This is a genomic window from Nocardia sp., from assembly GCF_025465275.1.
Taxonomy (GTDB): Bacteria; Actinomycetota; Actinomycetes; order Mycobacteriales; family Mycobacteriaceae; genus Nocardia.
In genome coordinates, this window is sequence record NZ_JAODNK010000051.1 from 132,469 (window position 1) to 144,839 (window position 12,371).

Below are 12,371 nucleotides of genomic sequence, written 5' to 3' on the forward strand. Positions count from 1 at the left end.
CGCGACCGGCGGCGGGGCCGCCGGAACGGCGCCGCTGACAGGCGAATTCATCTCAGGCCCCGACCTCGACCTTGGTCAGCGCGTCACCGACCAGGCCGGCGGCCAGGGTATTGCCGCCTGCAGGGTCGATCAGCAGGAAGCTGCCGGTGTAGCGGTTGACGCTGTAGTCGTCGGCGGCAATGGGTTCGGCGACCCGGATGGAGATGCGGCCGATGTCATTGAGCGCCAGCGACTCCGGGTTCGGGTCGGCGGCCAGGCGCTGCTCGTCGAAGCGCTCGATGAGTGCGCCGACAATGGCCTGCGTGGTGCGGGCGCCGTGCTTGAGCAGCAATCGCGCACCGGGGCGCAGCGGCTTGTCGCCCAGCCAGCACACGGTGGCGTCGAACGTATCGATCGGCTCGGGGGCGTCATCGGCGGCGGCGATGGTGTCGCCGCGCGAGACGTCCACATTGTCGGCCAGGATCAGTGTCACGCTGCGGCCCGGCTGTGCGTACGCCAGTTCACCATTGGGAGTGTCGATGCGCTCGATGGTGGTGCGGGTACCGGACGGCAGGACGACGACCGCGTCGCCCTTGCGTACGGTGCCCGCCGCGACCTGACCCGCATAACCGCGGTAGTCCGGGTATTCGGCGGTGCGCGGCCGGATCACGTACTGCACCGGGAATCGCAGGCCGACCTCGTGGCGGGTGCTGTCCGCATCCGCGGGCACCGACTCCAGGTGCTCGATCAGCGAGGGGCCGGTGTAGTACGGGGTGTTCGCCGAGCGCGAGGCGACGTTGTCGCCGTGCAACGCGGAGACCGGAATCTCCACGACATCCTGAGGGTCCCAGCCGAGTTTGGCTGTGAGCTCGGAGAATTCGGCGACGATGCGTGCGTACACGCCGGCCGGATCATCGACCAGGTCGATCTTGTTCACGGCGAGCACAAGTTTCGGCACACCCAGCAGCGCCATGACGGCGGCATGGCGACGGGTCTGCTCGATAACACCCTTGCGGGCATCCACGAGCAGGATCACCAGCTGCGCGGTGGACGCGCCGGACACCGTGTTCCGGGTGTACTGCACATGCCCCGGGGTATCGGCGAGCACGAAAGACCGTGCGGGCGTGGCGAAGTAGCGGTACGCCACATCGATGGTGATGCCCTGCTCGCGCTCGGCGCGCAGGCCGTCGACGAGCAGCGACAGGTCCGGAGTGGACAGCCCCTTGTCGACCGAGGCGCGGGTGACCGCGTCGATCTGGTCGGCCAGCACCGATTTCGTGTCGTACAGCAGACGTCCGACCAGGGTGGACTTGCCGTCGTCGACACTGCCGGCGGTGGCCAGTCTGAGTAGGTCGGACATCAGAAGTAGCCCTCTCGTTTACGGTCTTCCATGGCGGCCTCGGAGACACGGTCGTCTCCACGGGTCGCGCCGCGTTCGGTGAGCCGGGAGGCCGCCACCTCGGCGAGAATCGCCTCATTGTCGGCCGCATCGGAAATGATTGCGCCGGTGGTGGATCCGTCGCCGACGGTGCGGTAGCGCACCGACTTGACCGACAGCTCCTCGCCCTCGGCCGGGCCGCCCCACACGCCGGGGGTCATCCACATGCCGTCGCGCTGGTACACCGGGCGCTGGTGGGCGTAGTAGATGCTGGCCAGCTCGATGTCCTCGCGGGCGATGTAGCGCCAGATATCCAGCTCGGTCCAGTTGGAGAGCGGGAAGACGCGCACATGCTCACCCGGAGCGTGCTTGCCGTTGTACAGGTTCCACAGTTCGGGCCGCTGCCGCTTGGGATCCCAGCGTCCGAAGGCATCGCGCAGCGAGAAGATGCGCTCCTTGGCGCGCGAACGCTCCTCATCGCGGCGGGCGCCGCCGAAGACCGCGTCGAAGCGGTGCTCGGCGATGCCGTCCAGCAGCGGCACCGTCTGCAGCGGATTGCGGATGCCGTCCGGCCGCTCGGTCAGCCGTCCGTCGGCGAGGTACTCCTCGACGGAGGCGACGTGCAGCCGCAGGCCGTACTTCTGCACCACATGATCGCGGAAGGCGAGCACCTCGTCGAGATTGTGCCCGGTATCCACATGCAGCAGCGAAAAGGGCAGCGGCGCAGGCCAGAACGCCTTCAATGCCAGGTGCAGCAGCACCGTGGAGTCCTTGCCACCGGAGAACAGGATTACCGGTCGCTCGAATTCGCCCGCGACCTCGCGGAAGATGTGGATCGATTCGCTCTCCAGCGCGGCCAGAGTGTCGAACTCTTCGTGCGCGGCGAGGACGGGGGGCTCGGAAATGAAAGCGCTCATGAGGCGTGCAACCCGCATTCGGTCTTGGCGAGGCCGGCCCAGCGGCCGCTTCGCGGATCGGATCCCGGTTCCGGCTTCCGTGTGCACGGAGCGCAACCGATGGACGGATATCCCTCCTCCACAAGGGGATTGACAAGAGTGCCATTGGCCTCGATATAGGCGGCCATCTCATCGTCGGACCAGGCGGCGATCGGATTGATCTTCACCAGCCCGAAGCCCTCGTCATAGGAGATCAGGGGCGCATTGGCGCGGGTGGGGGCCTCCACGCGGCGGATGCCGGTGACCCACGCGTTGTACGGCTGTAGCGACTTGCCCAGCGGCACTACCTTGCGCAGCCGGCAGCATTCGGCGGCATCGCGAGCGAACAGATCCTTGCCCAGCAGCTGATCCTGCTGCGCCACAGTGTTTTCCGGCTGCACATTCACGATGTTCACGCCGTACACCATTTCGACCGCGTCCCGCGTGCCGATGGTCTCGGCGAAGTGGTAGCCGGTATCCAGGAACAGCACATCCACACCCGGATGTACCTGCGCGGCCAGCTGTACCAGCACCGCGTCCTGCATATTCGAAGCGACGATGTAATCGGCGCCGAAGTTCTCTTCGGTCCACTGCAGCAGCTGCTGCGCGGTGGCGTCCGGCCCGAGTTCGGCCGCACCCCGCTCCGCGAGTGCGCGCAGGTCTGCTTCGGCAAGTTTTGTTGTGGTCATTGCTGTCTCCTCCAACTACCGCAGGTCTGCTTCATCGGCGCGGACAGCCCACACCGCGAAACGCTCACTCTCGTCACGGTTCTTGACGAAGTTGCGCACCACGCGCTCGATGTAATCGCCGAGCTCGATGCTCGTCACCTTGTGCTGACGCAGCTTGCGGCCGAAGCCGCTGTCGAGTCCGAGGCTGCCACCGAGGTGAACCTGGAACCCCTCGATCTGATTCCCCTCGCCATCGTCGACGAGCATGCCCTTGAAGCCGATATCCGCGATCTGCGAACGGCCGCAGGAGTTCGGGCACCCGTTGATATTGATGGTGATGGGAACATCGAGCTGGGCATTGATATCGGCCAGCCGCTGCTCGAGCTCCGGCGCCAGCACCTGGGACCGCTTGCGGGTCTCGGTGAAGGACAGCTTGCAGAACTCGATACCACTGCACGCCAGCAGATTTCGCCGCCACTGCGACGGACGCCCGTGCAGGCCCAGCGGCTTCAGCTCCTCGATGAGCCACTCGACCTTGTCCTCGGGCACGTCGAGCACGATGAGCTTCTGGTACGGGGTGAACCGAATCCGGTCGGAGCCGATGGATTCCACAATGTCGGCGACCTTGCTCAGGATGCTGCCCGAGACGCGACCGGCAATGGGGGAGAAGCCGACGGCATTGAGACCGTTGCGCAGCTTCTGCACCCCGATGTGGTCGATGGGACGCTCCGGCTTCGCGGGCGCGGGACCGTCGATCAGCTTGCGCTTCAGGTACTCGGTCTCGAGCACCTCGCGGAACTTCTCGATGCCCCAATCCTTGACCAGGAACTTCAGCCGCGCCTTGGTGCGCAGCCGGCGGTATCCGTAGTCGCGGAAGAGCGAGACCACGGCCTCCCACACATCCGGCACCTCGTCGAGCGGCACCCACGCGCCGACCCGTTGCGCCAGCATCGGATTGGTGGACAGGCCGCCGCCGACCCACAGATCCAGGCCGGGTCCGTGCTCGGGATGCTCGACACCGACGAAGGCGATGTCATTGATCTCGTGCACCACATCCTGCTGACCGGAGATGGCGGTCTTGAACTTGCGCGGCAGGTTGGAGTACTCCTTCTTGCCGATATAGCGCTCGACGATCTGGTCGATGGCCGGAGTCGGGTCGAGCACCTCGCCGAAGGATTCACCGGCGAGCGGCGAGCCGAGCACCACGCGCGGGCAGTCGCCGCACGCCTCGGTCGTCTGCAGGCCGACCGCTTCGAGCCGCCGCCAGATCTCCGGGACGTTCTCGATCTCGATCCAGTGGAACTGCACGTTCTCGCGGTCCGACAGGTCGGCGGTATCGCGGCCGAACTCGGTGGAGATCTGGCCGAGGGTGCGCAACTGCTGCGCACTCAGTGCGCCGGCGTCGCAGCGCACCCGCATCATGAAGTACCGGGCCTCGAGAATGTCGATGTTCTCATCGCCGGTGAAGGTGCCGTCGTAGCCCTGCTCACGCTGGGTGTACAGACCCCACCAGCGCATGCGGCCACGCAGATCGCCCTTGTCGATCGAGTCGAAACCCTGCTTCGAGTAGATGTTCTCGATGCGCGCCCGCACATTGAGCGGGTTGTCGTCCTTCTTGCTCTGCTCGTTCGCATTGAGCGGCTCGCGGTAGCCGAGCGCCCACTGCCCTTCCGATCTGCGCTGCACCGGCTTTCCGGTGCGCTCGCGGGGCGCGGCAGGCGCGTCCGAACGGGGGCGATCCGGGCGCACGCGTCGTTCCGCAGCAGGCCGTTCGGGCCGGGTGGGACGAGCTGATCCGGAACTGTCGGCGTCGGTGCTCGACGTCATAGGGGTCGCTCCTGAAGGTCTTGCGGGCAGGCGAGAGGGGCTGACTCACGCTTCCGATATCAGCGAACCGGCGATTTCGACGTCGAAGAATGACATCGATCCGGGAAGAAGGGGGAGCTGATCTACCGGAGGCTTCCGGGCAGACAGCTCGCGCTGCAGACACGCTTGAAGTCGACGTGGCGCCGCGCCACGAGTCGCACTCCGAGTCCTGTCATGGAGCTTATTGTGCCACCTCAGACAGGCTGTTCCGACCGTCCGCCGATATTTTCCGGACTTTCAAGGGAAATCCCCTGGATACCATGCCCCATTTGTGACAGGTCTCATAGATCACGACCGAATCGAACTACTGGGCGAGCCACTGGCGCCTCGACGTCTGCCTCGGTTCTCCGATCGCCGTCGGCCAGCGGCGTATCGGTCCCGTACCGGACCTCGATCCTCGGAGGCAGCAAACGGACGATCAACACGACGCCAGATCGCGGAGTGTGCTTTGGGACGACAAGCTTGACCAGGGCATAAAAGAACACCAAGACCGCGACCAGCACAATCACAAGTGCCCACGGCGATAATCCGGCGAAAACGTTGTGCCACCGGCCGTGTCGACCGGGCGGCCGAGGTGCCGGTGATGTGACCCACGTGACTCGTCACACTGGAGGCATGACCGAGACCGTCGACCCCGCCATCACCGATCAGTCCGTGCCGGTGCTGAGCGACTTCGGGGGCGGGGCGTTCGGGATCTACGTTCATGTGCCGTTCTGTGCGACGCGGTGCGGGTACTGCGATTTCAATACCTATACGGCCGGGGAGTTGGGGACTTCCGCTTCGCCGCAGTCGTGGTTCGAGGCGCTTCGGGGGGAATTGGCTACTGCGGCAGCGCGATTCGATGCGTTTCCGACGGCGACGCCGCAGGTGGAAACTATTTTCGTGGGTGGGGGGACGCCGTCGCTGCTCGGTGGGGACGGGCTGGCGAATGTGCTGAGCGCGGTTCGGGACAACTTCACGCTGGCCGCTGATGCCGAGGTGACGACCGAGTCGAATCCGGAGTCGACCTCGCCGGAGTTCTTCGAGCGGCTGCTCGAGGGTGGGTTCACGCGGGTTTCGCTGGGGATGCAGTCGGCGGCGTTGCATGTGCTGAAGGTGCTTGATCGGACGCATACGCCGGGGCGGGCGGTCGCGGCCGCTCGGGAGGCGCGGGCGGCGGGGTTCGAGCATGTGAATCTGGACCTTATTTATGGGACGCCGGGGGAGCGGGACGTTGATCTGGATGCCAGCCTGGATGCGGTGCTCGCGGCCGGGGTCGATCATGTGTCCGCGTATTCGCTGATCGTCGAGGACGGCACCGCGCTGGCGCGGCGGGTGCGGCGCGGTGAGCTGCCCGCTCCGGATGACGATGTGCTGGCCGCGCGCTATGAGCGCATCGATTCGCGGCTGGAGGCGGCGGGGCTGCGCTGGTACGAGGTCTCCAACTGGGCCGCGAACGACGGCGCGCGCTGTCGGCACAACCTCGGATACTGGGACGGCGGCGACTGGCTCGGGGCGGGGCCGGGTGCGCACAGTCATGTCGGTGGGGTGCGGTGGTGGAACGTGAAACACCCTGCGCGCTATGCGGATCGGGTGGCGGACGGCGGATTGCCGGCGGCGGGGTGGGAGGCGCTGACCGATGAGGAGCGCTACACCGAGCGGGTCATGCTCACCGCCCGGCTGCGCACCGGATTGCCCCTCGACGACCTCGATGCCGATGGTCGTGTGGCCGCGGCGCGCGTGGTCGCCGACGGCCTGGCACTGCGGCGCGGCGATCGCCTGGTGCTGACCGATCGCGGGCGGCTGCTGGCCGACGCGGTGGTGCGCACCCTGCTCACCTGAGCGCGTTCGGTAATCCCCCACGGGTGCCGGGGTGCGGGGTTACGCTGCGTTCATCGCTATGTTCGACGAGGATATTGTTCCATTTCGGGTCGAGATCTCGCAGGCACAACTGCGGGATCTCCGCCGACGGTTGAGTGAAACCCGTTGGCCTGCACAGGTTCCCGGCGTCGGGTGGGCACGCGGGGTACCGGTAGAATATCTGCGGGACCTAGCGCATTATTGGGCGCGGCGATTCGACTGGCTCGCCTGGGAGAAAAGGCTCAATTCCTATCCCCAATACACAACGGTGATCGACGGCACGCGAATTCATTTCCTGCACATCAGATCTCACCGTTCCGGCGCCATCCCGCTGATCATGCTGCACGGCTGGCCGAGTTCGGTGCTGGAGTTCCTCGAGGTGATCGAACCGCTCACCGATCCCGAGGACGGCGGTCCCGCTTTCGATCTCATCATTCCCTCGCATCCCAATTTCGGATTCTCCGGTCCCGCACCGGATCCGGGCTGGGACAGTCCGCGCATCGCGCTCGCCTACGCGGAACTCATGCGCCGCCTGGGCTATCCGCGCTACGGCGTGCAGGGCGGCGACTTCGGCGCGTTCATCGGCCCCGATCTGGGCCGCCTCGATGCCGACCGGGTGATCGGTGTGCACGTCAATGCCGCCACCTGGGGCTTCATCCCGCACGGCCAGCTGCCTTCGGACGCAGCCGCCGCGCTCACCGAGCCGGAACGCGAAAAGCTCACGCTCATAGGCGAATTCCTCTCCGACGGCGGCGGCTACTACCAGATCCAGGGCACCCGGCCGCATACGCTCGCCTTCGCTCTCAACGATTCCCCGGCCGGACAGCTGGCTTGGATTGTGGAGAAGTTCCACGCCTGGACCGGCGCCGCGGGCACGCTCGAGGAGCGCCTGGATCGCGATCACATGCTGGCCGGAATTTCGATCTACTGGTTCACCGAGACCGGCGGTTCGTCGGCCCAGCTGTACTACGAATCGCTGCACTCCCCGAATCAGCCCACGCACTCCCGGGTTCCGACCGCGGTCGCCAATTTCGCCGGCGATATGGCCATCCGCCGCTTTGCCGAGCAGCTCAATACCATCGTGCGCTGGACCGAGTTCGACACCGGCGGCCACTTCGCCGCCATGCAGACCCCCGATCTGCTGGCCGCCGATATCCGCTCCTTCTTCACCGATCTGCTCGCCTGACGCCATCCGCCCGGCCCTCGCCGGAACGGCGGCGTACAGGCAATCTGCGAACGGCCAACTAAACTGGCGGGAACATCTGGGAATTCCTGCGAATATGCCCCACAGGCCTGCGCGGCGAACCCGACGGCGAGCGAGGAGGTGGGGCCGATGGCGACCACGGAGCAGCGACGGCTCGAAGTCCTGCGAGCGATCGTCGCGGACTACATATCGACCAAGGAGCCGATAGGGTCCAAAACCCTGGTGGAACGGCACAATCTGGGCGTCTCCAGCGCGACTGTGCGCAATGACATGGCGGTGCTCGAGGCCGAGGGCTATATCGCCCAGCCGCACACCAGTTCCGGTCGTATCCCCACCGATAAGGGCTACCGGCAGTTCGTCGATCACATCTCCGAGGTCAAGCCGCTCTCGAATGCCGAGCGGCGGGCGATCATGGAGTTCCTGGAGAGCGGCGTCGATCTCGATGACGTGCTGCGCCGGGGCGTGCGCCTGCTGGCGCAGCTGACCCGTCAGGTCGCCATGGTGCAGTACCCGACGGTGTCGGCCTCCATGGTCCGGCACATCGAGGTGGTCGCGCTCAATCCCGCCCGCCTGCTGCTGGTGGTCATCACCGACAGCGGTCGCGTCGATCAGCGCCTGGTCGATCTGGGCAATGTCATCGGTGAAGAGGATCTGGCCGCCCTGCGCGGCATGCTCGGCAAGGCCATGGAGGGCAAGCGCCTGGCCGCCGCCTCCGCCTCGGTGGCCGAACTGCCCGAACATTCGCCCGCGCGGCTGCGGGACGTCCTCATCCGGGTGTCCACACTGCTCGTGGAGACCCTCGTCGAACATCCCGAGGAACGACTTGTCCTCGGCGGTACCTCGAACCTCACACGCAATGCCGGCGACTTCGCCGGGAACGGATTTCCGGGCTCGCTGCGCGTGGTGCTCGAGGCCCTCGAAGAGCAGGTGATCGTGCTGAAGTTGCTGGCAGCGGCACAGCAGCCGGGTACGGTCACCGTGCAGATCGGTGAGGAAACCAAGCTCGAACAGATGCGTGGAACGGCGGTGGTGTCCACCGGATACGGGAGGCCCGGTACCCTTCTGGGAGGTATGGGGGTGCTGGGCCCGACCCGCATGGACTATCCGGGGACCATCGCCTCGGTGGCAGCCGTGGCCCGGTATATCGGTGAGGTGCTCGCCGAACGGTGAGCAAGCGGAGAGACGAAACGGACTAGAGAGCACAAGTGGCACGGGACTATTACGCACTGCTCGGCGTCGCACGCAACGCGACCGACCAGGAGATCAAGCGCGCCTATCGAAAGCTGGCGCGTGAACTGCATCCCGACGTCAACCCGGAACCGGAGGCTCAGGAGCGGTTCCGCGAAGTGTCGACCGCCTACGAGGTGCTGACCGACGCGGAGAAGCGCCGCATTGTCGACCTCGGCGGTGACCCCATGGAGTCCGGCGGAGCGGGCGGCGGATTCTCCGGCGCCGGTTTCGGCGGCCTCGGCGACGTGTTCGAAGCCTTCTTCGGCGGGATGAACACCTCCAACCCGCGCAAACCACGCGGCCGGGTGCAGCCGGGAGCGGATTCGCTGCTGCGCACCCGCCTCTCACTGCAAGAGTGCGCGGTCGGTGTCACCAAGCACCTGACCGTCGACACCGCGATCATCTGCGATGTCTGCATCGGTGCGGGCACCAATGGCAACTCCAAGCCCGTCCGCTGTGAAACCTGCGGCGGCGCTGGTGAAGTGCAGACGGTGCAGCGGTCCTTCCTAGGCCAGGTCATGACCTCGCGGCCGTGCCCCACCTGCCGCGGCGCGGGCGAGACCATCCCCGATCCCTGCCGCAAGTGCGGTGGCGACGGCCGGGTGCGCGCACGCCGCGAGATCGCCGCGCCGATTCCGGCCGGTGTCGCGAGCGGTATGCGCGTGCGCCTCGCCGCACAGGGTGAGGTCGGCCCCGGCGGCGGTCCCGCCGGTGACCTCTACGTGGAGATCGTGGAGCAGCCGCACGACACCTTCGTGCGCGACAGCGACGACCTGCACTGCACCATCCGGGTACCCGTGGTGGACGCGGCGCTGGGCACCACGGTCGTCATCGACACCATCCTCGACGGCCCGGTCGAGCTCACCATCCCGGCCGGCACCCAGCCGGGCGAGGTATCGGTGCTGCGCGGCCACGGCATGCCCAAGCTGCGCGCCAATTCGCGGGGAGATCTGATCTCGCACCTCGATATCGTGGTGCCGACCAAGATGGACTCCAAGCAGTCCGATCTCATGCGCAAGTACAAGGCCATGCGCCCCAATGAGCGCACCGAGGTGCTCTCGACCCAGTCCGAGCACAACAGTGGGTTGTTCGCGCGGCTGCGAGCCTCCTTCAGCGGACGCTGATCCCTTGGCCGCCACCGTCTTCTACCTCGACGAGATCCCCGAGCCGGGTGCCACCGCCGTCCTCGACGGCCCGGAGGGTCGCCATGCGGCGACCGTCCGGCGCATCCGGGTCGGCGAGCCCATCACGCTCTCCGACGGGCACGGGATTCTCGCCGATTCGGAAGTGGTTGCGGCCCAGAAGGATCGACTCGAACTGAAGGTGCTCGAGCGCCGGGTCGCCGAACCGGCGACCCCGCAGGTGACCGTGGTGCAGGCGCTGCCGAAGTCCGACCGCTCCGAACTGGCGGTCGAACTCATGACCGAGGCCGGGGCCGATGCCATCGTGCCCTGGCAGGCTTCCCGCTGCGTCTCCAACTGGGAGAACAAGGCGCACAAGGCAGTCGAGAAATGGCGTGCCGCCGCGAAGTCCGCCGCCCGCCAGTCTCGCCGCGCGTACATCCCCGATGTGGCCGATCTGCACAGCACCCGCGATCTGGTGACGCTGGTGCGAGAAGCCAAGTCTGGCGGTGCGATTGTCGCCGCCCTGCACGAATCCGGGGCGGGGCGCTTCACCGAGCTTTCCTTCGACAGCGTGGCCGAGGTCGTGCTCATCGTCGGCCCCGAGGGCGGCCTCGACGATTCCGAACTGAAGGCACTGGCCGAGGCAGGCGCGGATATCGTGCTGCTCGGCCCGACCGTGCTGCGCACCTCTACCGCTGCCGCGGTCGCGCTGGGTGCGCTCGGCGCATTGACTAAGCGCTGGTAGGCATTGACTAAGCGCTGGTAGGCAGTGATTCCGCACAAGTAGGCAATTGCCCCGCGCTGATGGAACCGGTCCGCTGAACATCTTCAGCCGCGCGCTATTTCGTCCGCCGAGGCCGCGCGAGATCGGGTGATGAGTACTCCCACCAGTGCGGCGGCGAGTACGAGCAGGACCGCGACGTACGCGGTGAGTCCGGTCCAGCCGTAGCGGCCGTAGGCGATCCCGCCGACCCCGCCGGCGATCGAACTCCCGAGGTAGTACGCGAACAGGTACAGCGCCGAAGCGGCGGCGCGATTGCCGGTGGCCGCGCTGCCGACCCAGCCGCTCGCCACCGCGTGGATGGCGAAGAAGCCTGCGGTACACAGCAGTACGCCGAGCAGAATGATCGGCAGCGAGTCGGGCAGGGTGAGCGCCAGGCCGATGCCCATGGCGAGAATCGATACCGCGAGCACCCGGGACCGTCCGTGCCGGTCGGTCATCCGGCCCGCCGCCGCGGAGGTGACAGTGCCCGCCAGATACAGCACGAACACCAATCCCACGGTGGCAGCGGACAATCCGAACGGATCGCGGGTCAGCCGGTAGCCGAGGAAGTTGTAGACCGAGACGAACCCGCCCATCATGACGAAGGCCAGTGCGAACAGCGGCAGCAGCGTGCGATCCCGCAGGTGACCCGCGAAATCGGCAGTGAGCGTGCGGATATCGAGCGGCCGAGCGCTGAATCGGCGCGACGGCGGCAGCATTCGCACGAACATCGCCGCACACAGCGCCGCCGCCACCGCGACGGTCGCCTGACCCCACCGCCACGATCCCACTTCGAGAGTGAAGGCCGGGATGAGCCGCCCGGCCAGGCCGCCCACGGTGGTGCCCGCGACATAGACGCCCATGGCCGCGCCCAGCCCGGCCGCGCCGATCTCCTCGGCCAGGTACGCCATCGCCACCGCGGGCACCCCGGCCAGCGCCACGCCCTGCACCGCCCGCCCGGCCAGCAGCACCCCCAGCGACGGGCTGAAGGGCAGCAGCAGCCCGATCACACTGGCCGCCAGCGCCGAGCCGATCATCATGCGAGTCCGGCCGAACCGGTTCGACAGCACGCTCATCGGCACGATCGCCACCGCCAGCAGTCCGGTGGTCAGCGATACCGCCAGAGCCGCGTGAGCCGGTGTGGCACCGAAGGCCGCCGACAGACTCGGCAGCAGCGCCTGCGCGCTGTACATCGAGGCGAAGGTCGTCAGCCCGGCGGCGAAGAGCGCGACCGTGATTCGACGCTCGTGCGCAGCGGTGTCGAGGGGAGCGCGAGCGGCTGCGGTGGTCATCTGCCGAGCATGGGCGCGCGGTGCTTCGAAAGGAAATGCATAATGATGTCCGAGCTGATGCGTTGACGGTATTAGCCGAGCTATCGGGAGTGA

At 66.8% G+C, this 12,371-nt stretch carries 11 protein-coding genes; 5 read left to right on the top strand and 6 right to left on the bottom strand.

Going from position 1 to position 12,371, the window contains the following annotated elements:
• Positions 1-52 precede the first annotated feature (52 nt).
• The 5 genes from JWN03_RS11860 to JWN03_RS45465 all read right to left on the bottom strand — a co-directional run bounded on the left by JWN03_RS11860 (position 53) and on the right by JWN03_RS45465 (position 5,002).
• Positions 53-1,339 (bottom strand): sulfate adenylyltransferase subunit 1, encoded by a 1,287-nt coding sequence (locus JWN03_RS11860; RefSeq protein WP_297613764.1) that lies wholly within the window; start codon positions 1,337-1,339, stop codon positions 53-55.
• Positions 1,339-2,274, bottom strand: a complete 936-nt coding sequence (cysD, locus tag JWN03_RS11865) for a sulfate adenylyltransferase subunit CysD (RefSeq protein ID WP_297613765.1) — start codon at positions 2,272-2,274, stop codon at positions 1,339-1,341. The genes JWN03_RS11860 and cysD overlap by 1 nt, the downstream gene beginning before the upstream one ends.
• Positions 2,271-2,981: a phosphoadenylyl-sulfate reductase gene (locus JWN03_RS11870; RefSeq protein ID WP_297613766.1), complete on the bottom strand. Its 711-nt coding sequence runs from the start codon at positions 2,979-2,981 to the stop codon at positions 2,271-2,273. Before JWN03_RS11870 ends, cysD begins: the two co-directional genes overlap by 4 nt.
• A gap of 15 nt (positions 2,982-2,996) precedes the next feature.
• Complete coding sequence (locus JWN03_RS11875) at positions 2,997-4,787, bottom strand: nitrite/sulfite reductase (protein ID WP_297613767.1); 1,791 nt, start codon at positions 4,785-4,787, stop codon at positions 2,997-2,999.
• Between the two features lie 122 nt (positions 4,788-4,909).
• Positions 4,910-5,002, bottom strand: a complete 93-nt coding sequence (locus JWN03_RS45465; protein ID WP_354835468.1) for an Ms4527A family Cys-rich leader peptide — start codon at positions 5,000-5,002, stop codon at positions 4,910-4,912.
• A gap of 439 nt (positions 5,003-5,441) precedes the next feature.
• On the opposite strand from JWN03_RS45465, the gene hemW reads away from it, so the two are divergent.
• The 5 genes from hemW to JWN03_RS11900 all read left to right on the top strand — a co-directional run bounded on the left by hemW (position 5,442) and on the right by JWN03_RS11900 (position 10,968).
• On the top strand, positions 5,442-6,647 hold the full coding sequence (gene hemW / locus JWN03_RS11880) for a radical SAM family heme chaperone HemW (protein WP_297613768.1): 1,206 nt from the start codon (positions 5,442-5,444) through the stop codon (positions 6,645-6,647).
• A gap of 58 nt (positions 6,648-6,705) precedes the next feature.
• Positions 6,706-7,851, top strand: coding sequence for an epoxide hydrolase family protein (locus JWN03_RS11885; RefSeq protein WP_297613769.1), 1,146 nt, complete (start codon positions 6,706-6,708; stop codon positions 7,849-7,851).
• A gap of 147 nt (positions 7,852-7,998) precedes the next feature.
• A complete protein-coding gene (hrcA, locus tag JWN03_RS11890) occupies positions 7,999-9,039 on the top strand; it encodes a heat-inducible transcriptional repressor HrcA (protein ID WP_297613770.1) in 1,041 nt (346 codons plus the stop codon).
• Between the two features lie 35 nt (positions 9,040-9,074).
• Entirely contained in the window at positions 9,075-10,223 is a 1,149-nt protein-coding gene (dnaJ, locus tag JWN03_RS11895) for a molecular chaperone DnaJ (protein WP_297613771.1), read from the top strand.
• A 4-nt stretch (positions 10,224-10,227) separates the two neighbouring features.
• Complete coding sequence (locus tag JWN03_RS11900) at positions 10,228-10,968, top strand: 16S rRNA (uracil(1498)-N(3))-methyltransferase (RefSeq protein WP_297613772.1); 741 nt, start codon at positions 10,228-10,230, stop codon at positions 10,966-10,968.
• A gap of 83 nt (positions 10,969-11,051) precedes the next feature.
• On the opposite strand, the gene JWN03_RS11905 is transcribed toward JWN03_RS11900, so the two are convergent.
• Positions 11,052-12,278 (bottom strand): MFS transporter, encoded by a 1,227-nt coding sequence (locus JWN03_RS11905; RefSeq protein WP_297613773.1) that lies wholly within the window; start codon positions 12,276-12,278, stop codon positions 11,052-11,054.
• Positions 12,279-12,371: the final 93 nt, after the last annotated feature.